The sequence below is a fragment of the Niabella sp. genome (assembly GCF_030150205.1).
Taxonomy (GTDB): domain Bacteria; phylum Bacteroidota; class Bacteroidia; order Chitinophagales; family Chitinophagaceae; genus Niabella.
Genome location: NZ_JASLGT010000008.1, coordinates 665,080 through 690,992, shown reverse-complemented (window position 1 = coordinate 690,992; position 25,913 = coordinate 665,080). Strand labels below are relative to the sequence as shown.

Annotated in this window: 25 protein-coding genes; 15 read left to right on the top strand and 10 right to left on the bottom strand. The window is 46.7% G+C overall.

Annotated features, from left to right (window positions below):
• Positions 1–82: 82 nt before the first annotated feature.
• The 4 genes from Q1V85_RS07615 to Q1V85_RS07600 form a co-directional block, all read right to left on the bottom strand.
• Positions 83–493 (bottom strand): hypothetical protein, encoded by a 411-nt coding sequence (locus Q1V85_RS07615; RefSeq protein ID WP_300598707.1) that lies wholly within the window; start codon positions 491–493, stop codon positions 83–85.
• Between the two features lie 36 nt (positions 494–529).
• Positions 530–1,186 carry a DUF4878 domain-containing protein gene (locus tag Q1V85_RS07610; RefSeq protein ID WP_300598706.1) on the bottom strand — a complete coding sequence of 219 codons (657 nt, stop codon included), beginning with the start codon at positions 1,184–1,186 and terminating at the stop codon, positions 530–532.
• A gap of 94 nt (positions 1,187–1,280) precedes the next feature.
• A complete protein-coding gene (locus Q1V85_RS07605; RefSeq protein ID WP_300598705.1) occupies positions 1,281–1,826 on the bottom strand; it encodes a YiiX/YebB-like N1pC/P60 family cysteine hydrolase in 546 nt (181 codons plus the stop codon).
• A gap of 118 nt (positions 1,827–1,944) precedes the next feature.
• Positions 1,945–2,931 carry a PhoH family protein gene (locus Q1V85_RS07600; protein ID WP_300598704.1) on the bottom strand — a complete coding sequence of 329 codons (987 nt, stop codon included), beginning with the start codon at positions 2,929–2,931 and terminating at the stop codon, positions 1,945–1,947.
• Positions 2,932–3,182: 251 nt separating this feature from the next.
• Between Q1V85_RS07600 and rpe the strand changes: the two genes are divergently transcribed.
• Both rpe and Q1V85_RS07590 read left to right on the top strand, forming a co-directional pair.
• A complete protein-coding gene (gene rpe, locus Q1V85_RS07595) occupies positions 3,183–3,830 on the top strand; it encodes a ribulose-phosphate 3-epimerase (protein ID WP_300598703.1) in 648 nt (215 codons plus the stop codon).
• 161 nt (positions 3,831–3,991) lie between these two features.
• On the top strand, positions 3,992–4,693 hold the full coding sequence (locus tag Q1V85_RS07590; protein ID WP_300598702.1) for a porin family protein: 702 nt from the start codon (positions 3,992–3,994) through the stop codon (positions 4,691–4,693).
• A gap of 120 nt (positions 4,694–4,813) precedes the next feature.
• Here the strand turns inward: Q1V85_RS07590 and lon are convergent, their stop codons facing one another.
• The 3 genes from lon to Q1V85_RS07575 all read right to left on the bottom strand — a co-directional run bounded on the left by lon (position 4,814) and on the right by Q1V85_RS07575 (position 9,415).
• Positions 4,814–7,213 carry an endopeptidase La gene (gene lon, locus Q1V85_RS07585; protein WP_300598701.1) on the bottom strand — a complete coding sequence of 800 codons (2,400 nt, stop codon included), beginning with the start codon at positions 7,211–7,213 and terminating at the stop codon, positions 4,814–4,816.
• Positions 7,214–7,494: 281 nt separating this feature from the next.
• Positions 7,495–8,085: a porin family protein gene (locus tag Q1V85_RS07580; protein WP_300598700.1), complete on the bottom strand. Its 591-nt coding sequence runs from the start codon at positions 8,083–8,085 to the stop codon at positions 7,495–7,497.
• A gap of 70 nt (positions 8,086–8,155) precedes the next feature.
• Entirely contained in the window at positions 8,156–9,415 is a 1,260-nt protein-coding gene (locus Q1V85_RS07575) for a metallophosphoesterase (RefSeq protein WP_300598699.1), read from the bottom strand.
• Between the two features lie 338 nt (positions 9,416–9,753).
• Between Q1V85_RS07575 and Q1V85_RS07570 the strand changes: the two genes are divergently transcribed.
• The 12 genes from Q1V85_RS07570 to Q1V85_RS07515 all read left to right on the top strand — a co-directional run bounded on the left by Q1V85_RS07570 (position 9,754) and on the right by Q1V85_RS07515 (position 23,205).
• Positions 9,754–10,554, top strand: a complete 801-nt coding sequence (locus tag Q1V85_RS07570) for an AAA family ATPase (RefSeq protein ID WP_300598698.1) — start codon at positions 9,754–9,756, stop codon at positions 10,552–10,554.
• A gap of 73 nt (positions 10,555–10,627) precedes the next feature.
• The gene (locus Q1V85_RS07565; protein WP_300598697.1) at positions 10,628–11,551 is read left to right on the top strand and encodes a ParB/RepB/Spo0J family partition protein; all 924 of its coding nucleotides are present in this window, start codon (positions 10,628–10,630) and stop codon (positions 11,549–11,551) included.
• A 67-nt stretch (positions 11,552–11,618) separates the two neighbouring features.
• Positions 11,619–12,272 carry a DUF5683 domain-containing protein gene (locus tag Q1V85_RS07560; RefSeq protein WP_300598696.1) on the top strand — a complete coding sequence of 218 codons (654 nt, stop codon included), beginning with the start codon at positions 11,619–11,621 and terminating at the stop codon, positions 12,270–12,272.
• A 40-nt stretch (positions 12,273–12,312) separates the two neighbouring features.
• Positions 12,313–13,029: a 4-hydroxy-tetrahydrodipicolinate reductase gene (dapB, locus tag Q1V85_RS07555; RefSeq protein WP_300598695.1), complete on the top strand. Its 717-nt coding sequence runs from the start codon at positions 12,313–12,315 to the stop codon at positions 13,027–13,029.
• A gap of 338 nt (positions 13,030–13,367) precedes the next feature.
• A complete protein-coding gene (locus Q1V85_RS07550) occupies positions 13,368–15,218 on the top strand; it encodes a type VI secretion system Vgr family protein (RefSeq protein ID WP_300598694.1) in 1,851 nt (616 codons plus the stop codon).
• Between the two features lie 17 nt (positions 15,219–15,235).
• Positions 15,236–16,519, top strand: coding sequence for a hypothetical protein (locus Q1V85_RS07545; protein WP_300598693.1), 1,284 nt, complete (start codon positions 15,236–15,238; stop codon positions 16,517–16,519).
• A 3-nt stretch (positions 16,520–16,522) separates the two neighbouring features.
• Positions 16,523–17,026, top strand: coding sequence for a hypothetical protein (locus tag Q1V85_RS07540; protein WP_300598692.1), 504 nt, complete (start codon positions 16,523–16,525; stop codon positions 17,024–17,026).
• A gap of 165 nt (positions 17,027–17,191) precedes the next feature.
• The gene (locus Q1V85_RS07535) at positions 17,192–18,112 is read left to right on the top strand and encodes a hypothetical protein (RefSeq protein WP_300598691.1); all 921 of its coding nucleotides are present in this window, start codon (positions 17,192–17,194) and stop codon (positions 18,110–18,112) included.
• Between the two features lie 10 nt (positions 18,113–18,122).
• The gene (locus Q1V85_RS07530) at positions 18,123–18,605 is read left to right on the top strand and encodes a DUF4280 domain-containing protein (RefSeq protein ID WP_300598690.1); all 483 of its coding nucleotides are present in this window, start codon (positions 18,123–18,125) and stop codon (positions 18,603–18,605) included.
• Positions 18,595–21,612, top strand: coding sequence for a hypothetical protein (locus Q1V85_RS07525; protein ID WP_300598689.1), 3,018 nt, complete (start codon positions 18,595–18,597; stop codon positions 21,610–21,612). The genes Q1V85_RS07530 and Q1V85_RS07525 overlap by 11 nt, the downstream gene beginning before the upstream one ends.
• Before the next feature lie 86 nt (positions 21,613–21,698).
• Entirely contained in the window at positions 21,699–22,589 is an 891-nt protein-coding gene (locus Q1V85_RS07520; RefSeq protein ID WP_300598688.1) for a hypothetical protein, read from the top strand.
• Between the two features lie 4 nt (positions 22,590–22,593).
• Complete coding sequence (locus Q1V85_RS07515; RefSeq protein ID WP_300598687.1) at positions 22,594–23,205, top strand: hypothetical protein; 612 nt, start codon at positions 22,594–22,596, stop codon at positions 23,203–23,205.
• 95 nt (positions 23,206–23,300) lie between these two features.
• Here the strand turns inward: Q1V85_RS07515 and Q1V85_RS07510 are convergent, their stop codons facing one another.
• Positions 23,301–24,371 (bottom strand): Mrp/NBP35 family ATP-binding protein, encoded by a 1,071-nt coding sequence (locus Q1V85_RS07510; protein WP_300598686.1) that lies wholly within the window; start codon positions 24,369–24,371, stop codon positions 23,301–23,303.
• Positions 24,372–24,475: 104 nt separating this feature from the next.
• Here Q1V85_RS07510 and Q1V85_RS07505 point away from each other — a divergent pair, with 104 nt between their 5' ends.
• Complete coding sequence (locus Q1V85_RS07505; RefSeq protein WP_300598685.1) at positions 24,476–25,114, top strand: carboxypeptidase-like regulatory domain-containing protein; 639 nt, start codon at positions 24,476–24,478, stop codon at positions 25,112–25,114.
• A 5-nt stretch (positions 25,115–25,119) separates the two neighbouring features.
• Here Q1V85_RS07505 and Q1V85_RS07500 read toward each other — a convergent pair whose 3' ends face one another.
• Complete coding sequence (locus Q1V85_RS07500) at positions 25,120–25,398, bottom strand: barstar family protein (RefSeq protein WP_300598684.1); 279 nt, start codon at positions 25,396–25,398, stop codon at positions 25,120–25,122.
• 5 nt (positions 25,399–25,403) lie between these two features.
• Complete coding sequence (locus Q1V85_RS07495; RefSeq protein ID WP_300598683.1) at positions 25,404–25,886, bottom strand: ribonuclease domain-containing protein; 483 nt, start codon at positions 25,884–25,886, stop codon at positions 25,404–25,406.
• Positions 25,887–25,913: the final 27 nt, after the last annotated feature.

Here is a 25,913-nt window from a genome sequence, read left to right as displayed (position 1 = left end):
TACTTCCTGTTCCCTCTGTTCAATCAAAAATAACGAGTTTTTTAATCGGAATGTTTTTCCACTACTATTTATTGTAAACGGTTTATTTATTGGGGTCGAACAGGTATTTAAAGTCAACCAGCCAGGCTCCGTCTCTTTTTACGACTTTCAAAGTGTCTTTATTGTTTTTGTAATAAGAGTTGGAGTAAACGATAATGCTTACGGAATCGTTCAGCAATTTACGCTGATGGATATTGATGGAAGCATCCCAGAGCCCCTGTTTTTCATCAGGGCTGCGCGGCATGCGGGCTACAGCATCCAGGCGTTCATCATTGGCCGAATCGTGCAGCATATAACTGGCCGCACTTTTAAAATTTCCTCTGAGAGCGGCCTGTATAAAACTGCGTGCGGCATCGATATCTGAATCGCCGGGCTCATTTTTATCGGCCTTATCGGGCAAACAGGCGGACAATAAAAAAAGCAGGAATAAAAAGTAAAAACCAGTTCTTTTCATTCCTGCAAGATAAACAACTTTATGCTCTCTTACTGCTTATTTTGCCTTTTCCAGACTTTTCCGGATCTCTTCTACTTTTTTGGGATCCACATGCTTCAGAATGCTGTCGGCCATTTTTTGTGCCTGTTCAGAGTTCACCATGCCCTCAAGTTCCTTCAGTTTTTGAGGATCTACATTTTTCATTGCGCTGTCGGCCATTTTCTGCGCCTGTTCCAGTTGCTCCGGCGATACATTGGGATGTTCCAGGTTTTCGGTACCACCGTTTTCCTGCATTTTGCTCATACCCATTTTCATCAACGCGGCCATGGAAAAATCTACTTTCCACTGACCGTCTTCTTTCACCAGTGATATTTCAGAGGGATCCTGTTTTTTGCTTTTGCTGCTTACTTTAACGTATGCGGTGTCGCCGGAGATCCGGGGATCGCCAAACTCTACGTCTTTGAATTCTTTGGTGGGGTCTGTTTTTTCGGCGGCTGTATCCATCTTCTGGGCCATATCCATGCCCTTTTTGATCATATCCAGTGTGGATTTACTGTCTTTCGTGGCCAGCTTTGCCGCACCGTCGATGTCTTTTTTTGCAAGTAGCTCAAAGAAATGCACCAGGACCGCTTTGGGGTCGCTGCCTGACTGACATCCTATAACACCGGCCATCAGCAGGAGGGCAACGGGTAGCAACTGAATTACTTTTTTCATAATGTAAATTGGTTTTAGAGTGCAAATGTAGGTACTTATCGGCGATGGTGTGCCCGATCACCAATATAAGGGACATTTGGTTGCCGGTCCTATGCTATTGAAGCACATTATAATTGATCTTTTGTACCAGGCTGGTCCATTCATTTAAAAACAGGTCGTCAATAGCGATGTAAACCGGCGGGGTCTGTTTACGGATCACCGGTGAAAGGCGGCCATTCATGCTTTTGTTTACGCTTTTAAATACAAACTCGGAACAATACATCCGGTCGTTGGTATCAAAGTTGAAGAAGAGATCAAAGGGCAGTTTATTTTTATAATGCTCCTGTACGATGGCCATTAACCGCTGCTGTTCTTCCCTGGTAAGGCGGTACCGGTAAATGGCGATGCGGTCGGTTTCTCCTGGTTTGGAGAAGCTGTCCAGCGGCTCTTTCTTCAGTGCTTGTGAAGGGTTGTAACTGCCGCCGATGGCATGATATACCCATACGGTATCCTTTTCCACATCGATGATACCGCAATGCGAAAACGAAGTATCCCTGCGGTTAAATTTACGGGTAGCCTGGCTGGTGGCATCTGTTCCGTTCCGGAGTACCAGGTCTCCGGGATGCAACAGGGGCTTCAGCTGGTTCAATGCCTGCTGCACTGCCGGGCCGGACGGTGGTACCGGACTGCGGTTGGCCCGGCAAGCAGTCAGGAGCAGCAAAAGAAAAAGGCGGCCCCAAGGCCACCCTTTAAAGGTAAAATGGAATATGCTACCCCTGTTACTTTGTATGCTGGGTAAAGCGCTGCTCCTGCTCTTCATGTTCCTGATTATACGCTTTAATGATGGCTTTAACCAGCCGGTGACGTACCACATCTTCTTCATCCAGTTCAATATGACTGATGCCGGGGATGTTCCGCAGGATCCGAGACGCGGTTTGCAGACCGCTTTTCTGGTTGCGGGGCAAATCCACCTGCGTCATATCGCCGGTAATGATGGCCTTGGCATTGGCGCCAATACGCGTTAAGAACATCTTTAATTGCAGATCGGTTGCGTTCTGTGCTTCATCCAGGATGATAAAGGCATTGTCCAGTGTACGCCCGCGCATATAAGCCAGCGGAGCAATCTCAATGGTGCGTGTGGTCATGTAATAGCCCAGCTTATCGGCGGGGATCATATCATCCAGCGCATCGTAAAGCGGCCGCAGGTAGGGATCGATCTTTTCCTTCAGGTCGCCCGGTAAAAAGCCCAGGCTTTCACCGGCTTCCACCGCGGGTCTTGTAAGAATGATCTTCTTTACCTGTTTATTCTTTAAGGCTCTTACGGCCAGGGCCACTGCGGTATAGGTTTTACCGGTACCTGCAGGTCCGATGGCGAAAAGGATATCGTTCTTTTCGGCTTCCTGCACCAGCTTTTTCTGGTTGGCCGTTCGTGCACGAACCGATTTTCCGTTAGGACCAAATACCAATACTTCGTTGGGATTGCGCTCCTGAAAATGATCGATCGTTTCCATATCGTCGCCGCCCAGGATCTGGTCAAAATAGTTTTCACTTAAATGACCATTGCGTTCAATATAGGATACGATGAGATTTATTTTTTCTTTAGCCTCTGCGATCTGTTCGGGGGCACCGCTTAACTTTATCTGAGTGCCACGGGAAAGTATTTTAAGGAGTGGAAATTTTTTCTTCAGGATATCCAGTTTTCCGTTGTTGACCCCAAAAAAATCGATGGGGTTCACTGTTTCCAGGTTAATAATTGCTTCTGTCAATGTTTTCCGTATTTAAATTAAAAATCGTTCTTCTCAAATTTATACAACACTCTGTAAAGTACTGAATTTATTTTATGCACAGGTGTGTATTTTGTTAAAAAGTGACGGATCCTTTAGTTATCAGTTATAAGTTATCAGTCTTCAGTTTTCAGTTTTTAGTTTTCAGTCTGGAGACAAGCAAAACTGATAACTGACAACTGATGAAGCAGAGATACCGATAAATAATGTTATTTTGCCCCAAAAGTTTTTATATGGCAATTATAGCGCCTTCATTATTAGCAGCAGATTTTCTCCATTTACAACGGGAGGTTGAAATGGTTAATAACAGTGCGGCAGACTGGCTGCACCTGGATGTAATGGACGGATTGTTTGTGCCCAATATCAGCTTTGGGCCGATGATCATTGAATTTGTAAAAAAGGTAACTACAAAGACCTGTGATGTGCACCTGATGATAGAAGAGCCTTCGCGCTATTTTGAACAATTTAAAAAAGCCGGTGCTGATCATATCAGCATTCATATAGAAACCTGCCCGCGCCTGCACCAGGATATTCAGCAAATAAAGGCCATGGGTTTAAAAGCCGGGGTAGCCATCAACCCGCATAATCCTGCCGGTTTTCTAAGTGATATCATTGCTGATGTGGATATTGTTTTGGTGATGAGCGTGAACCCGGGTTTTGGCGGCCAAAAATTTATTCCCAATACCCTGAACAAAATAAAGGAAATTAAAAAACTCATTGTGGAAAAAGGTTCCCATGCGGTCATCAACATCGATGGCGGTGTAACGCTTGAGAATGCTGCGGAGATTGTGGCTGCGGGTGCAGATGCCCTGGTGGCGGGCAGTACGGTGTTCAATGCTGCCGATCCACTGGAAGCCATCCGGTTGCTGAAGCAGGCATAGCGGCTAAGATGCTTATTGAATGAGCGCCCCTCCAAAAAGCGGGTGGCTGATAATGTGCTATTGCTACCCTGTGAAAATAGCAGCGGGCTCATTTCTCTTCGGCAAAACAACATTGTGCTTACCTTTGCGTTCAATTTCTTATTTATTAAAAACGAATGCTTATGTTAAAACGACTTTTCCTCTTGTTTTTTGTAGCGGGTTTCTGCAGTGTGGGTTTTGCGCAGGTGCAGTTTGGCGTTCGAGCCGGTGTAAACTTTTCAAATGCTGTGGTGAAGTTATCGGATGGCAGTAAGATGCCCACCAGTTTATTAACCGGTTTTCATGCGGGCGTAGCGGCGGATATACCGATCGGCAATGAATTTTCTATAAGTCCCGGCCTGTTGTTTACAACCAAGGGCTATCAATATAAAGCGTCGGTTGACGGCGCTGTTGGAACACTGAACCAACATCCTTACTACCTTGAATTGCCCATCAATTTTATGTATAAGCCGGAGCTGGGCAACGGCCGTCTTTTACTGGGCGTTGGACCTTACCTGGCATATGGTATCGGCGGAAGATGGAAGGGCAAAGGAACCTCCGGCGGTACAACGATCAGCAAAACCGGTAGCCTGGAATTCAAAAGTGATATTTCATCAACCGACAGCAGCTACATGGATTTTAATAACCTGAAAACGGTTCCTTATGGAAAGCCTTTTGACCTGGGCGGAGCCCTGCTGATGGGCTATGAATTTTCCAATAAATTTTCTATCCAGTTAAATGGCCAGATGGGGCTGATGAATATCGTTTACAAAGTAGATGGAACAGACACCGGCGAGCAGCTTAAAAACATGCAGTTCGGACTTTCGGTGGGGTATAAGTTCTAAAGATTTCAGCTGCTTTTGGGAAACGATCCGCAGGATTTTAACAGGTAGCAAATAGCCCTGTAAATAAAAAAGCATGTCCCGGTAAAGACATGCTTTTTTTATGGATTATTGAAACCGGATCTAAAGGCCGATCGCAATTTTTAAAACATCTTCCATCCGGCTTACATAATGGAATTTTAATCCTTTTATAAAACCGGGTTCTACTTCTTCCACATCCTTCTGATTCTGCAAACAAAGCATGATCTCTTTAAGACCTGCCCGCTTGGCCGCCAGTATTTTTTCTTTAATGCCTCCAACCGGTAATACCTGGCCGCGCAGGGTTATTTCGCCGGTCATCGCCAGGTAAGGTTTTACCTTTTTACCCGTTAGTGCAGAAGCAATAGAGGTCATCATGGTAACGCCTGCACTGGGGCCGTCCTTGGGGGTAGCGCCTTCCGGTACATGGATGTGTATATTTTTCTTTTGAAAAAGAGCGGCATCGAGATGGTACTTTGCTGCATTGGATTTGAGATAGGTGAGGGCCGTGGTAGCACTCTCCTTCATCACATTGCCCAGGTTCCCGGTAAGATGCAGTTCGCCCTTGCCATCACTAAGGCTGGACTCGATAAACAAAATATCGCCTCCCACATAGGTCCAGGCAAGCCCAACGGCCACACCCGGGAGGTTTACTGTTTTATACAGGTCGTTGCTGTACCGCGGTCTGCCCAGGATCTCCTGCACATCCTCCGTGCCGAGGGGCGATTTTAACGTTGTGCCCATTGCCACTTTTTTGGCCTGGTTCCGCATAATGCTTGCCAGCACGCGGTCCAGTTCCCGCACACCACTTTCCCGGGTGTAATCGGCAATCAGCTGTGCCAGTACCTTATCGGAAAAACGGATATTGTTCTTTGCCAGTCCGTGTAACTCCTTTTGCTTGGGAATTAAATGCCGTTTGGCGATTTCGATCTTCTCTTCGATGGCATAACCACTCAGGTCAATGATCTCCAGGCGGTCGCGCAGGGCCGGCTGAATGGTCTGGATATTGTTGGCCGTTGCAATAAACAATACCTTGCTGAGGTCATATTCCAGTTCCAGGTAATTGTCGTAAAAGCTGTTATTCTGCTCCGGATCCAGTACTTCCAGCAAGGCACTGCTGGGATCGCCCCGGAAATCATTTCCCACCTTATCAATTTCATCCAGCACAATTACGGGGTTACTGCTTCTTACCTTCCGCAGGGATTGCAGAATACGTCCGGGCATGGCGCCAATATAGGTTTTCCGGTGTCCGCGGATCTCACTTTCATCGTGCAATCCACCCAGACTTAAGCGTACATATTTGCGGCCCAGGGCGCTGGCAATACTTTTTCCCAGGGATGTTTTCCCGATACCCGGAGGGCCCAGGAAACAAAGGATCGGGCTTTTCATATCGCCCTTTAATTTCAGCACGGCCAGGTATTCCAGGATCCGCTCTTTGATCTTGGCCATACCATAATGATCATGATCCAGGGTTTTTTTGGCGTTGTCAAGATCGTACCGGTCTTCCGTGTATTCTTCCCAGGGCAGGTCCAGCATCAGGTCTACATGATTATACACCACCGAATAATCCGGCGTGCTGGGATGCATCCGCTCCAGTTTTTCAATTCCTTTTTTAAAGGCTTCCTTTGCAGCTTCGGGCCATTTTTTGCTTTCGGCCTTTTTCTGCATTTCTTTTATCTCCTGGCTGTTGGTATCACCACCCAGTTCCTCTTTAATGCTTTTGAGTTGCTGTTGCAGGAAATATTCCCGCTGCTGCTTATCCAGTTCGGTGCGGGTCTTATTGGTTACCTTGTTCTTTAACTCTACAAATTGCAGCTCTTTTTGCAGCAGCTGCATCAGGCTGCCCGCCCGCTCCCGGATATCGTTCATTTCCAGCAGCTGTTGTTTTTCTTCAACCGTCGTATTCAGGTTACTGCTTACAAAATGAATAAGGAAGGAAGGTTTCTCAATATTCTTTAAAATGATTGAGGCTTCGGAGGGAATATTGGGCGACTGCTGAATGATGTTGGTCGCCAGGTCCTTGATATTGGCAATATGCGCCTCAAAATCGGCATCCGTAGGAGTTTCTGTATCCTGTATCCGTTTAATAACGGCTTTAAAATAAGGATCGTTGCTGCTTATTTTCTCAATAGAGAACTTATTCCGCCCCTGTATGATTACGGTGGTTCCGCCATCGGGCATCTTGATCAGCTTAATGATTTTGGCAATGGTGCCGATGCGCTCCAGGTCTTCCGCTTCGGGATTCTCCTGGTTGCTGTCCTTTTGTGCTACCACCCCAATAAATTTATTGCCCTTGTAGGCGTCGTTCACTGCCAGGATGCTTTTGTCCCTGCCAACGGTTATGGGCAGTACCACCCCGGGGAATAAAACGGTATTTCTTAACGGCAGAATGGCAATCTCATCGGGTATTTCATCCAGATTTTCATCCCCTTCATTCTCATTGAGCGGAATGATGGGTAAAAAATCCATCTCATCTTCCGGCCTAAAATTAATATCAAACTTCATAATCTTTTTTAACAGGACAAACTGGCATAGCCCGTTAGGCACGCCGGTTTTTTTTATTGAACATTTAGCAGGTCAATTGTAATGCCACAAACAAAAATGCGGAAAGATTGGCGGTTTTAAAAGTAAAAAATACCCTAACGAATGCCGGAAGGGGGTGCGATTCAATCCCGGCTCCCACTCAAAACGGGACAGTCAGAGTGTGGATCCTAAAAAGATTCCCTCTAAATGTATTGATAACTAATTATTTACGATTGATCCGAAACGCTTGTGCCCGTCTGCTGTTACAATGCAAATCCAACAGCCACCTGTAAGGCCTGGTTTTTCCATTTTTCCTGGCTGGGCAGGTCGCTGATATTGCTCAGGCCAACCACATACCTGCCAGATATCCGCAGGGCGCTGAATTTGAGCTGTACACCGCCTACCATTGAAAAATCACCTTTTTTAAAGGCTTGCTCCCCATTTTGCAGCAGGGTTTTGTTGGAACTGGTTAAAACACTAAACTGCGGACCGGCTTCAATATGTAAAGGTCCGGCCAGTTTTAAATTCAACAGGATCGGAATAGACAGATAGTTCAGTTTCGCTTTTGTCTGATCCTTGTTAAACCCTGGTAATACATTATTAAAACTGGTATCTCTTGTGCTGGTGGCCTGAGAGTAGAGCAGTTCCGGGTTTACACTCAGTTTATCGCTTACGCCAATTTCCGCAAAAAAGCCCACCAGGTAATTATAGTTAAATTCTTCTTTAAAACTCTTCCCATCGATTTTGGTAGCATTTACACCTGCTTTGGCACCAATATGAAATTGCGCGTGCAGCGACAGGGTAAAAAGAGTGCTGAAAATGAAAATGGCAGTAGTCTTTATTGTGCGTGTCATAAAATGAGGGTTGTTTAATATATAAAATTAGACAAAAAAAGCCAATGGTTTATCAAAAACGTGTTGAATATTAATGGAATTCAAAAACGGTGATCTCCGGAAGGATGCCCACCCGGCCCGGGTAGCCGATGAATCCGAACCCCCGGTTAACATATAATTTCTGATGTCCTTTTTCATAAAGACCGGCCCATTGCCGGTATACATATTGCACCGGGCTCCAGCGAAACCAGGGTAGTTCTACACCAAACTGCATTCCATGGGTATGACCGCTGAGCATCAGATCGATATCGGGGTATTTTTTATTCACTTCGGCATCCCAATGCGAAGGATCGTGGCTCAACAGGATCTTAAAGGGATAGTGCCCGCTGCCTTCCGCAGCTTTTGCCATATTGCCATAACTGTGAAAGCGGGCCTTGCCGCTGATATTCTGCACACCGATCAACCCGATCTGTGAGCCGTTCCGCTCCAGCGGCAAATGCTCATCCAGCAGCAGCCGCCAGCCCATCTTCCCGTGGATCGATTTCAGGCGCTCCAGGTTGGCGTCCTTCTCAGCAGCGTTTTTCCAGGGGTGATAATCGCCATAGTCATGGTTCCCCAATGTGGAAAACACGCCCATGGGCGCCTTCAAGCGGGAAAATACTTCCGTATAATGCTCCATTTCGGAAGCGATATTATTCACCAGGTCTCCGGTAAACACGATCAGGTCCGGCTTTTCATTCAGGATCATATCAATGCCCCTGTTCACCGCCGCCTTATTGCTAAAGCTGCCACTGTGCACATCGGAGATCTGTATCATCCGGAATCCCCGGAACCCCTCCGGTAAATGGGCATAGGTCAGCGGCACTTTCCGGATATGGTAATTGTATTTATTGCTGAGTCCGTAAACCAGGCTGGAAAAGATCGTACCGCCTGCGGCAATGCCCAGCCAGGTAAGAAAATTAGAGCGGGAAATGGTTTCTGCATCTGCTCCTGAAACCTCGCCCACCTCGTTATTGGAGGAAAAGAACTTTCCGCCCACCCATTGCGCCAGGCGCCGGATATCGTCCATAAGGAAAAAAACGGCCGCCAGGATCTTGCCCAGGAACAGGGCAAAGATGAGGGTGAAAATAACGCTCCTGCGCAACTGACCCGCTTCTGCCGCGGGCAGGTAGGGCAGCAGCAGGAGGGTACCCAGCGAAAGCACCGTAATACCCCAGTAGCTGATGGTAAAGATGGTACGGCTCCTTGGCGAGGAATAGGCAAACATCGAAGACCGGATGGCAATAAAAATATAAAGATCAATCAGCAGCATCACCAGCAACATCACCCACCAGAATGAGGCATTTCGCATAAAAAGGAAGATTTGACTCCAAAACTAGGTAAATTTTTGATCCGCGCCCTGTTATCAGCGGTTTGCAATTGGCCATTAGCAATCAGCCGTTAGCTTTCAGCGATTAACTATCAGCAATTAGTGTGACCGACAGCTAAAGCTGACACCGATGGCTGAAGACTGATAACTGAAGACTGATAACTGATGACTGACAACTGATGGACAAACGCAGATCACCGGCTGCTGACAGCTGGCAGCTTTTCGCTTTTTATCAATATTAAGACTGGCAAATACTTTACATTTGCTTAATTGGAAATTTTTAGCATTTTTTGCACCTGTTCAGAGAGAATTTAGAAAATATGGCGAAAATCATTGGCGTAGCAAATCAGAAAGGAGGCGTTGGTAAAACAACAACGGCCATTAACCTGGCGGCGAGTTTTGCTGTTCTGGAATATAAGACCTTGTTGGTAGATGCGGATCCGCAGGCAAACAGTACCACCGGGGTAGGGTTTGATCTGCACAATGTTACACATAGCTTATACGATTGTATGGCCAACCAGGCACCCGCCCGGGAGGTGATCCTGAAAAGCGATATACCGAATCTGGACCTGATTCCTTCACATATTGACCTGGTGGGCGCTGAAATTGAAATGATCAATTATCCCAACCGGGAAATGGTGCTGAAAAACATCCTGGAAGCGGTGCAGCATGAGTACGATTTTATTGTGATCGACTGTTCTCCTTCGTTGGGCCTCATCACGGTAAATGCCCTTACGGCAGCGGCCTCTGTAGTGGTACCGGTGCAATGCGAATTTTTTGCATTGGAAGGGCTGGGAAAGCTGTTGAATACAATTAAGATCGTTCAGAGCCGTCTGAATACCGAACTGGTGATCGAAGGCATCCTGATGACAATGTATGATTCGCGGCTAAGACTTTGTAACCAGGTGGTTAGTGAAGTAAGGCGTCATTTTGATGACAAAGTGTTTGACACCATCATTCACCGGAATTCGAAACTGAGTGAAGCGCCCAGCTTTGGAAAACCCGCCATTTTGTATGATGCTACCAGCAAGGGCGCCCTTAACTACCTGAATCTTGCAAAGGAGATCCTGCAAAAGAACGACATGACAAAGATTGCCAATGACGAAAAAATACTGGAATGATGCCCGTTCAATGTTCAATGTTTAGGTTCGGCATACGACCTTGAACCTTAAGCCTTAAACTTTAAACAGAAAAATGTCAACTACAAAACAAAATAAAGATGCACTTGGCAAGGGGATCCGTTCCCTGCTGGGGAGTATTGATGCAGAGCTGAAGAGCACCGGGGGAGAGCAGCTTAAAAAAACGGTGGTGGAAAATGCGACCAATATTTTAAGGATCCCTGTTACAGATATTGAAGTAAACCCCAAGCAGCCGCGGCATGATTTTGACGAACAGGCATTAAGAGAATTATCGGAATCTATAAAGATCCACGACATCATTCAGCCGCTGACGGTTTCAAAAACAGCCACCGGCAAATACCGGCTGATTGCGGGGGAGCGCCGTCTGCGGGCTTCAAAAATGGCCGGTTTAGTGGATGTGCCCGCCTATATCCGCCAGGCAAATGATGCACAGCTGCTGGAGCTGGCCCTGCTGGAGAACCTGCAGCGCGAAGATCTGAATGCGGTGGAGGTAGCCCTGAGCTACAAACGCATGATGGATGAGCTGGACTATTCGCAGGAACAGGTGGCCGAAAGAATGGGCAAGGACCGCAGCACCATTGCCAATTTTATCCGTTTGCTGAAATTGCCGCCGGATATTCAGCTGGCTGTACGCAGCGGAGAACTGTCGATGGGGCATGCCCGGGCTATTATCAATGTAGACACCGTAGAAAAACAACTCTTCATTTTTAAGGAAATAAAAGAAAAAGGGCTTTCGGTACGCCAGACGGAAGTACTGGTGCGTAACCTCTACAAACAGGCCGGTGCAGCCAAAAAGCCGGTTGGCAGAAGCGGCCTGTCCTCATCCTTTCAGCGGATCGAAGACAAACTGGCATCGCAATTTGATACCCGTGTAAAATTAAAGCACAGTACCAATGGCAGCGGGCAGATCACTTTTGATTATTATTCGGTTGAGGAGCTCAATAAGCTGCTGCACAACTTTAACGTATCTGTAGATTAATTAGTGCTTTATTTGCATCATGCATTTCCTGAACAAGATAATACTGCTCCTTTGCATTTTGGCAGGTATGACATTGCCCCTTTGTGCACAAAACACCGACTCCACTACCCGAAAGGACACGCTTCCGCTGAAGCCGGATACGGTAAAAGCTGCAGCGCTGCAAAAGTCTGCAACAAAAGCAAAAGAGAAATATGTGGATACGGTTGCAAGAAAGGATCCGCGGTACCGCAACCCCGGTACGGCCGCATTCCGGTCGGCCATATTGCCCGGGTGGGGGCAGGTATACAACCGGAAAATATGGAAGGTGCCGATCGTATATGCCGCGCTGGGTATTACCGGCGGACTCTTTATAGATAATTTAAAATGGTATAAGCGTTTTCGCTACGCGTTTTCCGTAGCCTCTGATATAAGTCTGGGAAAAGACAGCCTTACCGGACCCAATTATCAAAAAGTGTATGGTCAGTTAAAGCGGCCCTTTTTTGAGGGTCCCAACGGGCTGAATAAGGAAGGCTTAAGAAGCAACCGGGATCAGATCCGGCAGGACGTGGATTATGCATTTGTATTCTTCCTGATCGCCTGGGGACTAAACGTGGTGGATGCCACGGTGGATGCGCACCTGAGTACCTTTGACGTATCGCCTAAACTAAGCCTGCGGCTGCAGCCCGGTTATAGTGAAATGGCCAATACCAGCGGACTCAGCCTGGTGATGCGGATCAAATAGGCTGAAATCTCAAATTCAAATTACAAAATTCAAATCTCAAATGAATATTGCACTTATCGGGTACGGAAAAATGGGAAAAGCCATTGAAGCCATTGCACTGGAAAGAGGGCATGAAGTGGTATTGAAAATTGATGTAAGCAATGCGCAGGAACTGAATGCGGAAAACATCAGTAAGGCAGATGTTGCCATCGAATTTACCGGTCCGCACACAGCATTCGACAATCTCCTGAAGCTGATCAGCCTGGGTGTACCGGTGGTAAGCGGATCTACCGGCTGGCTGGAAAAGATGCCGGAACTGCTGGATGTGATCAATCAGCATAACGGCACCTTTTTATATGCCAGCAATTTTAGTATCGGTGTGAATTTATTCTTCGAACTAAATAAAAAATTAGCAGGCCTGATGCACAAACATGGCTCCTACGAGGTAAGCCTGGAAGAAATACATCATACCGAGAAAAAGGACGCCCCCAGTGGAACGGCCATCACCCTTGCGGAGCAGGTGATGGATGTATATACCGAAAAAGTAAAATGGGTAAATGATGTGGTACCCCGGCCCGAAGAATTGCTGATCACCAGCAAACGCATTGACCCGGCGCCAGGCACCCATACCATTACCTATGCTTCGGAAATTGATGATATTTCGATTACGCACACGGCACATAACCGCAAGGGTTTTGCCCTGGGAGCCGTGCTGGCCGCCGAATATATAAAAGATAAAAAAGGCGTCTTTTCCATGAAAGACGTACTGGATCTTTAACTGCATCCGTATATAAAAATGGTGTTGCCCGCTGCGTTTGCAGGGGGCAATTTTTATAATGGCTTACCCAAATAAAAAGCGGGCCCGGTTTTGATAAACGCAAGCGCTGGTACTGGCAGGAGGGGCAGCGCGGGAACGGTCCTCCGGAAATGATATGGGTTAATTTTTGTTTTGAATTTCCCGGAAATCCTTATTTTTAACCCGTAATAAACCTCGAAAATAAATAATCTATTCGGCTAAATTTGTGAAGACCTGAAAATTTTATGTCATCGCTTAGCTGACGCAATGGGTTTGGGAGGTTAAAACGATATTATTTCGTCACAGACAAAACCTTATGTATGGCGCAATTGACCGAACCTATGTTTAGCATTAATGGTACCCCGTTAATGCAGTTTACCTCATTTTCCCTTCAGCAAAGTATTTTTTCGCATCATCAGTTTACATTGGTATGTCCGGCCCAATCGATAGATGGCCGTACCGGCATGTTCACCGCCTCCAAGGAGATGATCGGGGGCAGCTTTGGCGCCCGCATCAGCGGCGTGGGCCTTTCGGGTACCGTATTGTTCAACGGGATCATTACCGGCGTGGAAACCGCGCGTTTTACAGGGCATCATGGAGATGTGATCATTACCGGGTATAGTCCTACAATTGTGCTGGACAGCGGCCCCCATTGCAAAAGCTGGGAAAAGAAGGCGCTGAAGAATATTGCGCAGGATGTATTAAAATTTTTTCCGGAAAACCTGTTAGAGCCCAAGGTACAGCCATTATATGGCGAAACACTGGCATATACGGTACAATATAAAGAAACGGCCTGGGAGTTTTTACAGCGGTTAACCAGCACTTATGGCGAATGGTTGTTCTGGGATGGACGGAGCCTTGTGGTAGGGCCGCCAAGGGATAATAAAAAAACCGAACTGGTTTATGGCCGGCATCTGTCGCGGTTTAATGTGGCACTGCAGGCAAGGCCGGTACGGTCGCAGTTGCTGGCCTGGGATTACCAGAACAGCCAGGTATACAGCAGCGAGCCGCAGGGGGTAGAACAGAAGGCGGGGCTGAACGCCTGGGGGGAACAGGTATACAAGGCCTCCCAAACCGTATACGGTACACAGCCCAAGCAATGGAATCCGCGCTTTTTAACCAATAAGAAACAGCAGGACGACCTGGTAAACCTCCGGAGTGCTGTAGAGAGCAGCAAGCTGGTACAATTTCATGGACAGAGTGGCCATCCTGGTCTGGCAATCGGTTCGGCGGTAACAATAAGCGGCAGCAATGTATTTACACTGGGCACAGAGGGATATGGCGATTACCTGGTAACGGGAATCAATCATCATGTAGACGCGCAGGGTAATTATGAAAATGATTTCACGGCCGTGCCTTCGGGCATCAAAGTGCCCCCGGTTTCGGTGCCGCGTGACCCGGTATCTGAAACACAGAGCGCGATCGTAACGGATAATAACGACTATAACGGGCTGGGCCGGGTGCGGGTAAAGTTTCACTGGATGAACGGATCGGAAAAAACACCGTGGATCCGCGTAACGAGTCCGCACGGAGGTGGCGCGAAAGGCCATTTTTTCATTCCGGAAATAGGAGAAGAAGTAATCGTGGGCTTTGAGAACGGGAGTGCAACAAAACCATATGTGATCGGTGCCGTGTATCACGGAAGTGCAAACAATAGTTTCAGCAATGCAGGCAACGATCTGAAGGTGATCCGCACACGCAGCGGACATACGGTGGAGTTCAATGACGCCGGCTCCGGCACGCATATCATCATCCGGGATCCCGGGGGTAATGAGATTTACCTGGATACTTCGGGAAAGAACATTACGATCACAGCCCCGGAAACCATGACCTTCAATGCAAAGAACATCAACATTAATGCTGATGAAAACATACGCACCAGTGCCGGAATGAATATTAACACCAGCGCCGGAATGAATATAGGCACAACGGCAGGGGCCAGTATGATGAATAGTGCGGGTGTAAATATTATGAACAATGCGGTGAAGAACCTGACCATGACGGCTACCAATATCATCGGAACGGCAGAAGACAACTTAACCCACAACGCATCAAACACTATAAAAAAACATGGCAATACGATTGAAGCCAGTGCCACAGAAGAAGACTTTAAAATTTACAGTGCTAAAAAGGTGGTAAGCAAGAGTGGGGAACAGGGAAATTTTGCATAACCAATAAGAAGAATGCCATGGGTGATATTATATTCAAAGCCAGGAATATTGTAGAAACTGCAAAAGATATAACATGGACGGCGCATGATGGAGATACCCAGTTAAGTGCGAAAGGATTTATGCGTAAAAACGGGGAGGCCGGTGAGCAGTTATTGCGCGGGGCGCCGCCAGCAAGAGCGGTTACCACCAAAAAGGTAAAAAAAATCATCGTTAATACCCCGCTTGCAGAAGGACTGGATGCCGGTGGAGGAAAACGCCCGGGACTTCAATATGGAGTTGCCTATGAGTTTGAAGCCGTGGAGTTTGATGGAGACGTGCAGCCGGATGATCATGCAACTATAAAATGGGGGTATAAATATCAAAATGAGGACGGAGTTGCCGATTTTGACTTTAATGCCACCGGTAAAAAAATATGGATCAACATTAGCACACTTGCGGTCTGCGGATGTGATTTAACGGTGTATGCGTATTTTTCGGGCAGAACCGCGGAGGCTGAGCGTACCGAATGGGTGCATTACCGGTTTCGATGGTTTTCCTTAAAGGATGTAACAAACGAAATAAATAACAGGGTTGTGGCAAATAACCCAAAATTGGGCGCTATCTTAATTGATCAATCCAATACGCCATTGTGCGGCATGGCGATTGTGTTCTATCTTTTTGCAAAAACAAATCCACAGGCGTATTCAAAGGCGTCCTTTGATCTGCACCGCAAAGGAGAGGCGGAATTCGGAACTTTTAAGCTAAAACCTAAGGATCCTGTTATCTATGAAATGGATCCGGCTGCTGCAAAGTATCCAAAACTTGGCGGAACCCCTATGCCTAAAATAGATTGGATCGATATGGTTACATTAAGAAACCAGGAAAATACATTTTTAAACTACACCGGTGAAGCAGGGCAGGAAATCTCAGGGATCAACTATCCGGATATGGTAGCGCCGTTACTCAAAAATTTTCTTCAGTTCAACGATGTGAAGGACAGTACCAATATAGGAATGAATCCCACGGCTGACAGTAAACAGTATTTGTTAGAGGAAATAGATGCGCAGCATAAAGCGGGCTATAATATTGCAATGTTAATAGATGCTGATATGCTAAAGGATAGCCCCAGTTATTTTGCTGCGGCAGACAATCCCTTCTCCTGGCGGTTTCACTGGATTATTTATGAAGGGAACTACAGCGTAAATATTCAAAACAATACCTGCTCTTTTTCCTTTTGGTGTTGGGGGAATCCTGTGAAGCTGCTGACGATAAAGCAAAAAAGTTTTGATACAAATATTTATGGGTATATAAAAGCCAAATAGTATATGACTGTCATTAGTAAAATAAATTATGGTCTGATTATTCTTTTGTTTTACCTCAGTGCCTGTTTTGACCGGCCCTCTGACACAGAAGTAAATGCATATACTGATCAATGCAATGCTTCTAATCTATGCAGAGAGGGGCTTGCGTTCACGCTGACCGGTTTCCAGATAAATGAAATGCAGGAGGTAAAAACAATTATCAAAGATGCAAATGGAACTATTGTAAAAGATACCATTCAAAAACTGGATACATTGAATGTTAATACATCTGTTAAGCCGCAAACGATCTTTGGATATACGTTAGACTCCTTTCATTTGAATAGTACCATTATGATTGAAATGGCGGGAAAAAAGCTGCTCCTTTCTGATTTTCATCTCAGCGCAAAAACGGGTAACAATGCCATGGGGGGAGCAGTGATTTATGATTGTGGTCTGGATAGCGCAACGGTAAATGGGAAAAGACGTAATTTCTATTATGGTATGACGCTGGATAAAAAGGATTTTTAATTGTGACCAGCATAATAAAATTTGGTTCTGAAGAAGTGATGATTCCAAATGGCAATGAGATATTTTAGGAAAGGACCGAAGGCCCATGGTTAGGATCAGCTCATAAAGCGCCTGTTCCCGATTGCTTGGTCATTCTGTTTAAAATATAAATTAATAAGCTCCTTTTTGAACATAAAAACAGCATATCCTTTTGGGCCAGACCGGCAGATCGTAATTCCCCGGGATGCGCTTTGCCGCACGTACGGTACGGTGATCACTTTTGATGAAACGCTGAAAGTACACTATGAAATGGATGTGGCACAACTGGGGAGCATGGAACAAGAAGGGTACCTGTTCCTTTTAAACCGGAAACAGGTATATGTCAATAACCAGGCTCCTCATCTGCTGGCAGACCGTTTGGCAGATGAGATGGGAGCGATCTTATATCCTTTACTGCTGATGGTTGACCTGGAAGGAGCATTTAAGCGGGTCGTCAATACGGAAGAAGTACTTGACCGGTGGAAAAAGAAAAAAGAGGAGATCACCCGGTATTATAAGGGCGCAATCGTGGAACAGGCAATGACGCAGATGGATCTTGTATTGAATCATGATCATGAACTGAACCAGGCGATAAGGAGCGACTGGTTTTTTGCGGTATTCTTTGCCCGTATTCTGGGTAAACGTGCTTTCAGTTACAAACAGGAACTGGATTTACAATTCCCGCTGGTTGCTTATGGACCGATGGTTAACTACCGGGTATTGGGCCATTTTGATAAAAAGGAAGTTGCTGAAAAAACATTTGCAATTCAATACAAAGGCAATGTTTGCGAGGAGCGAAGCGTAAATGATATACTGCAAAAAAGGCCGGTACCCCTGGAAAGGGCAATGGGCTACCCGGGTACTGAAGCAAAAGGTTCCGCAGTGTTAAATTATCTGATTTATAAGAAGGATTACTCCATACGTTCCGTTTGGGGAACGGTGACGTTACAAAGTGATCCGGAGCAAAAAGTGAAATTTGAAACCTACCACCAGGATACAAGGGACCGGCTGTTAAAAGAGGCTGTCAGCTTTGAGGAAACCGGGAAAAAGAATGCCTCGGTGGTTTAAAAACAAAGGAATGGGTCAAAAACATCTGGTTTGTAACGGTGCTGTTTGCCAATGTAAATTTGGTACCACGCCAGACAAACTTAAAGTAAAGCAAACAGATTTTTATATTAATGAAAACGCGCCGGGTCAAAAGGCCATCGCCAACACAATGGATATTGGTCAGCCTTTTGCAGCAAACACCTTTGGTGCGTGTAAAATAACCAAAAGCGCCTGTAAGCCCGCCATTACCCAATGGCAGGGGGTTCATGATAAGCTTACTATGGAAAACGGTGGCCATCCCCTGCTGGAAGACAGCAAGGCTGTTTGCGCGGTAGGCGGTAGCCCTTGTGTGGAAATCAGTTTTCATGGTCAAACGGCTAACGTTCATCCATCTTCCGGGCAAAAAACAAATGATAATACACAGAAAATATTAAATCCTTTTTTCAGTTTTATGGGTTTGGAAGAAATCGGATATACCCGCCTGCCACAAAAGCAATCTGCCAATGGAAACTAACAATCATCAGCCAATTCAACTGGTTCCGGTAATAAGCGGCGACCAGGTATTTGATAGCAAGAACCGTGTGCTGGTTTTAAAAAGAGCAGGGAATTTTACGGTTTCGGTAGCGGACCTGATAAACCCTCCCAAGGCTGCGCCCAGGAAGGGGGCAAAAAGCAAAGGCAGCGGTGCGCCGGCAGATGCTGCTTCGGGCTATGAAGGTATTAAATGGGTTTGGCGTATTGCCACTTCTGCTGCTGCCATAGAAGGGCTGAAGGATAACGACCGCAACCGCTCATTTAATGATGGGTTACCAAAATCGGGCAAGCAGATCTCGTTTCCTAAAATACTGGAAGGTGGCGGGCTGGTTTGGCTGGAGGCCTACAGGGAAACCCCCACAGGTTCTCCACTGAATGGGATTTTTGTTTGTGCCGTTGGAGAACCGGACCTGCTGGGTGTGGAATGGCGAAAATTAGTGAATAAAGTGGTTGATGGGAAGGAGGTCAGTGAGCCTGGTGAGATCATTACGGGGAAGGAGGCCCGGTTTGGTGAAACCGTTTTCCTGATGGTTTATACCAGGGGACTGTACCTGAATGACATTACCGTGCAGTTCCGGGACAGCGATTCCGGTATCAATAGCGATGACGACCTGCCTGCGTATCCACGTCAGAATGGTGTTCCGGTTAATAAATCTCCTGACAGCGATACCCCGGATAAATCGTTGAAAGTAGTGGCAAGAACGGTCAAATACGTCGAATTCAAGGGCGCTCAGGTCGTTTCAGAAAAAGCGAATGTGGCCGCGCTGATAAAAGAACAGCTCTCCACACTGGAGGGGGCTCCGGGGCAGTATATTCAGTGTGCACAAATTGAAGTGTACATCGATCCGTTCTGGAAATTTGATGGATTCGATCTTGCCCGTTACCTGAAAATTTATCCTACCATCTCGGGTGTAAAATTAAAAGGCGAAACAGCCCTCAGGAACGCTTTTATCGAGGTTAAGGAAAGCCAGTCCGTTGTGGAATCCAAATTATCGGATGTAGGCAACCAGCCGGTTCTGGCAAAAGACTTTGCGATGAATGTAGGTGCCTTCCAGCAATGCCGATATGAGCGGATTGTAGCACAATTGCCGGATGAGAAAAGCCCCGATGGCAAAACCGTACAGCGGCAGCCCGTTACGCTTTTTAATGAAAAGGGCACCAACCCGGATGATCAGCGGCTGAAAGAGTTTGAGGTAGTAGCCGGAGAAACAGCTAATGTTAAACAGATAACCGTTTCACTGGAAGAACTGTTTAATGATCCCGGCGATTGCATCAGTACTCCCAAGCATCAGGGACATAGCCTTACAATTGTAGAGCATCCCGAGCCGGAAGGCCCGGCAGCCGAAAAGGGAAAAGAAAAAAATACTTCGGTAACGTTTTCCGGAACGACCAAGGGCGAGTCTGTTTTAACCGGCGGTGCCAGCAGCAAAGAGCAGAAGCTGAAATCCAAGACAGCGTTAAAAGTATATACACCTCCTTCGGATGGAGATCGCAGGATCCAGTTTGATGCCCGTTTTATATACAACCGGGAGCCGATTACCATGAACCTGGGCGTTCAGAGTATTGACTTTCCGTATGCTTTCCGTTACTTCTGGCTGGGAAACAATGCTGCCGGAAAACCCTATGTTATCCGTGCCGCCACCTGCCGTTATGATCAGAACATCAGGATCATTACCTACCCGGATATTGAATGGAAGCTTGCGATCAATTTTAACAAGTATGATGCCGGTGATAGCGATTTTGAACAGGAGGAGAACAGGGGCACATCGCTGAGTGTTGTCAGCAATTCCATTCAGCGGAATCCAAGACATCGCCGGGAAATGAACCGGATGAAATGGTCTTCGCTCGGCGAAAAAAAATGGGGAGTGGCGCTTTCAGCAAAATGGGATGGTAAGGATGAAGTAGAGTTTTCTGAAGAGTTTAAAAAGAACCTGGAGGAGCGGTTAAAAGGCATCAAGGCACTTATCGAATTCATGGAGGCTTTCTTTTCTCCAAAGAACAGCAACGGGCAAAGAGACCCCGGGGCTGAAAGCACCCTGCAGTCGTACTCCAGGAGCCAGCAATCTGAAATTCAGGACCGGGAAAGAGACCAGCGGAAAATGGAAGAAAAGATCCGGCACCTGGAAACGGCAAAGGAAAGGTACAGGAATGCTGAGCCGGGCAGCCGGGAACAGCGGCAGGCACGTAAGGACATGGAGTCCATCCAGCGAAGTACAGAGCGGAACCTGGGTGGGCTAACAAAGAGAACGGTTGTTGGCTTCGACCTTTTCTGGCCTGCCTTTGAAGGCAGCTTTAGCTGGAAGTTGGTTAATACAAACGATAACCAGTCGGAAGAACACCGGCGGAAAGTGGGCGTGCTGCTCACGGGCAATATTGGTTTTGCTCCTTTGCTGGGCGCTTCCATTTACCTGGATTTCCTGGCGCTGGCACAGCGTTTGCACCCGATAGCCTTTGCTGTGATCGCCATTGCAGATCTTACCCTGAGCCTGATTGGTGACGGAAGTAAAATTGTTGCCGAGCTCCGGGCCACCGGAACAATAGGAGGAACCCTTACCGGATTCCTGAATACCCTTACAAAGGAAAATTCGTTTAACAGGGAAGACCGGAGCACCAACGATAAATCGGTGGCAACGGTTACCGGCGACGTGGACGTTACGGTAAAGGTGCAGATTAAACTAAAGAAGAAAAAGCACCTGGTATTTGTAACCATACAGGGCGAACTGAATGGTGAAGCTTCGGCAACGGCAAAATGGAAATCCAGGGCCGCAATAGACGCAGATAATAAGGGCTTCTTCGCAAATATTTACGGTAACTTTGACGGGCTGGTGATTATTGGCAAAGGGTCTGCCAAAGGAAGCATATCGCTTGATAAAGACGAAGAGGAAGTGGAAGCCGCCAGTGCCGGTGTGGGAGGGTCCATTACCTGGCAGGCGATTGATAAAAAGGATGAATCGCTGATCTCGGCCTGCCGGTTCGGTAGTTTTTAACGGTAATTATGAAACAATTAAAGCAAATAATATTATTGGCGGTTTGGGGATGTGCTCTTACCTCCTGCGCTCAAAACAGCACAAGGATGACAACTTCTATAAAGGATATTTACAAACAGGTTAAGTTTACAGATCAGGCAATTGAATACCGTGCCAATATACAGGTAGGCGCTTCCAGCTTTGAGTTTTATGTAAATGACGTACTGGTGGAGTATTATTTTGGTAACGCTAACGGTACCTTTAATACCAGCACCCCCGTAAACAATGCCATCCTGAAATCAGGAAAACAAAAGTGGAAGCTTATTTTGTATCCTCCATTTCTAAACGGTAAACAGGAACATACGCTTTCACGGAATCTGCTCGTGGAGATCGAAATGGAAGGATTAAGGGATACACCCGACGGAAAGGGGGTACGACCATCCGTTCCGCCAGCCCGGCTTATGGCCATTTCGCAGCAGGAACCAGGCAGCCTGTCTGCAACCGCCGGAAAACCGATGGCCGTATTTGAGGGCGAATTTAATGCCGCCGTTCCTTATACGCTGCCGGGCTGGGATAATAGCGAGGATTTAACAAAAGAGGATGAAAAGCAATTGCTGCAGGAGGTAGTTGAGGCAAATCAGCGTTACCTGGATCTGTTTAAAAATAAAGATATGAACGGCATTCAGGAAATGGTGTACAAAAAAGAACAGGAAACCCAGCAGGCAAATTTCGACGACCAGGCCGGAAGCATGGAGAACTATACTGCTTATGCCGAGGTTTTTGACCTGCCCGATGCTGAGTTTTTGCCGATAGAAAAGTACAAGCTGAAAATTTTTGGCAACGGCCGGTTGGTAGCCCTTGTAAGGAGCGATTTTCCAAATATTGATGAACCTGTTGTACGGATACGCTATTTAAAAAACGGAAGAAGGAAAATAAAGGCGATGCAGGGCATATTTCATAAGCCGGCGGGATCCGGTCATCTGGAATTGATCCGCTAATACCATGTACGCCGTTTTCAAAAAACTGCTTCGCGATCCGCTGTTCTGGTGGCAGGTACTGTTTTATGGTTTCCTGGCAATGCGTCTTAAAAATGATACTGAATACGTTTCCTCCTTTGTTTCCACGCAGATCATTCAGAGTGCATTGCTGGGTATTGCCTGGTTCCTGTTTTTAAAGAACGTTCCATTGATTGCGCAATCAAAAAAAAAGGCAGCTAACCATAAATCAGATCATGCAGCACGCCGGCAAAAAGGAAGTACCATCACTGCTGTCCTTTTTGCGATGCACTATGGGATGATTCACGTTGTTGCGTTTGGCTGGATCTATTTCTCCGGGCAGTTTATACTGCCGGATGCATTCACCCTGGGCGCCTTGATACTTACAGGGTTTGCCTATTATTTTGACAACATGCGGGACTATAAAAATACCGCGGAAGGACTGTCCTCTGTTTTTTTAAAGCCTTATTTCCGGATCATTGTGCCGCTATTTGTGTTGCTGCCCCTGCTGGATAGGGCGCCGGAATCCTTCCTGCTGGCAAAGGGACTGCTTGACCTTCTGATGTATATACTGTTAAATCCCCGGTACAGGAGTATGCTGAAGGCGGCATTAAGATGATAAACACAACGGGCACGCATTCATAAACACAATGCTGATGGCTGCACCTCATCACATATTGACTCAGCAGCAATCAACAATGCTGTACAGCAAGGCTATCTTCTCGATGTTTTTTCCGCAAACTGCGCCACTTTCCTTGCAAAGGATTTGAAGGCCGCCTTGGTAATTTCATCATCGCTCATCATCACCGGGATGCCCATATCACCACCTTCGCGAATGCCTTGCACCAATGGTATTTCACCCAAAAACGGAAGGTCGTATTCACTGGCCAGGCGCTTTCCGCCTTCCTGTCCAAAAATATAATACTTATTATCCGGTAATTCCTGAGGGGTAAAATAACTCATATTCTCCACCAGCCCAATGATGGGTGCATTCAGCTGTGCCTGTCCAAACATAGCAATGCCTTTCTTGGCGTCGGCCAGCGCTACATCCTGGGGGGTGCTTACAATGACCACGCCGCTTACATCGGCAATCTGCATCAGGGTAAGGTGAATATCCCCGGTGCCCGGCGGCATATCTACAATAAGATAATCAAGATCACCCCAATCCACATCCGTGATAAATTGTTTAATGGCGCTGCTGGCCATGGGCCCCCGCCATACCACGGCCTTGCTTTCATCTACCAGCAAACCGATGCTTAAGAGCTGAATGCCGAACCGCTCCAGGGGAACAATCATGCCCTTACCATTTACATCCTTCATCATGGGGCGCTCTCCCCGAACCCCAAACATAATGGGCACACTTGGCCCGTAAATGTCGGCGTCCATCAATCCTACGGCAGCGCCGGATTGGGCCAGCGCCAGTGCGAGGTTGGCGGCAACCGTACTTTTTCCCACACCGCCTTTTCCACTCACCACGGCAATAATATGTTTTACACCCGGTAATACTTTAGCCGGGGTGCTGGCGGCAGCCTGTGCTTTTGGTGCAGCACTGCCAAAGCCTACTTTTACCACCGCCTTTTCGTTTACCTGTGCTTTAATGGCCTGTATACAATCTGTTTTTACTTTTTCTTTTAGTTGTGCATCCTGGCTGGGCAGATCGATATTAAACGAGATATAGTATTTCTCGATTACCAGGTCCTTTACCATATCAAGCGCCACAATATCTTTATGAGACCCCGGAATATGAACCGCACTCAATGCCTGTAAAACAAGTTCTTTTGTCATTTTTTTACCAAAGCTTATGTTAAATTCACTACAATCCGCAAAGTTAAACATCCTATTGGGCATTTTGTTGTCTTATTTACAAATCGTTACTTAAATTTGAGGCTGTGAAGAAAATAATCATACCGGTTATTGTTTTATTATTTGTCATCCCATCAACTGCGAATGCCCAGTTTGAGAAGGCACGTGATTCGGTGATCCAGCTTTTTGGGATCGTAATGTCTTCCGACAGCCTGTACGGGATCCCTTCGGTAAGTGTTACTGTAAAAGGCTCTTCAAGAGGAACCATAACGAACAGCGATGGGGTATTTTCGATTGCCGTGCTGAAAGGAGACCAGATCGAATTTTCGCATGTTACCTATAAGCCGATATTGAAGCCCATTCCCCGCGACCTGGAGGGAAATCAGTATAATATGGTGGTATTGATGACGGAGGATACCGTCTATTTGCCCGCGGCGATCATCCGGCCCCGGCCCACACCGGAGCAATTCGCGCGTGATTTTGTAAGTCTGCACATAGCAGATGACGAGATGGAGATCATCCGGAAGAACAATACAAAGGAAATGCAGCGCGCCATGTTGAAGAAAACACCTTTTGACGGACGGGAGGTAACCAATATGCAGCTCAATATGATCTCCCAGAAAGCGCGCTACCAGGGACAGATACCGCCAATGAATATCTTTAATCCTGCCGCCTGGGCCGAATTTATCAAATCATGGAAGCGGGGCGATTTTAAGAATAAATAAACCGCCTAGGGTTTCTTGAGATAGTACTCAAAGATAAGGTCATCCTCCAGGGCAACAGCCGCATCCTCAAATACCGTAATAATAGCATCAAATTTTTCAAGCTGCCCCAGCGAAAGATGTACAAACTGAATCGTTACAGGAAGTTCAATGGAGCCTGTAAGTACGTCATAGAGCGCATCCAGGTTATTCCCAAAGAAATCCGGAAGCGCCAGTTGTTTTACCGCTGTTTTATAAAAGTCTTCTTCCGTACCGATCCTGTCAAAATCAAAAATGATTGTTTTCATTTCCTTTATTTTTCCTCAAATGTTTGGTAATGATCTTTTGTTACAAAAACCAGGCGATCGCTCGAAAACAGGATCCGGTCGGTATTGCGCCGGCCGCATTCGTAGTTTAAATCGGCCTCGTACCAGGTTCTGCCGCCTTTTACAGGCAGGGCTCTTTGCCGGTTGGTAAAAATATCCCCGCCGATGGCCTTGCCCGGGAGCACTTCACAAAGATTGCCTTTGGACGCGATCCATCCATTGCTGCGGGCCTCCTGTTTGGTGATATAGCAATCGGGAAGCCTTCCCGTTTTTTTGATATACGGAACCACAACGGCTTCGCTGGTAAGCGTTTCGATGGAAGCCTGCGGTTGCGACGGTGTTGTAGCAGGAGCATCCGGTACCGCAGGAGGCCGTACCGTGGTTTTGGAGTTCCGGTGTTCGCACCAGAAATAACCCAGTATAATGATGCCTGCCAATAACAGCATCAGCCACCTGTTTTGTTTTTGCATGTTTATTGCTTTAATCCGCAGGGCAAA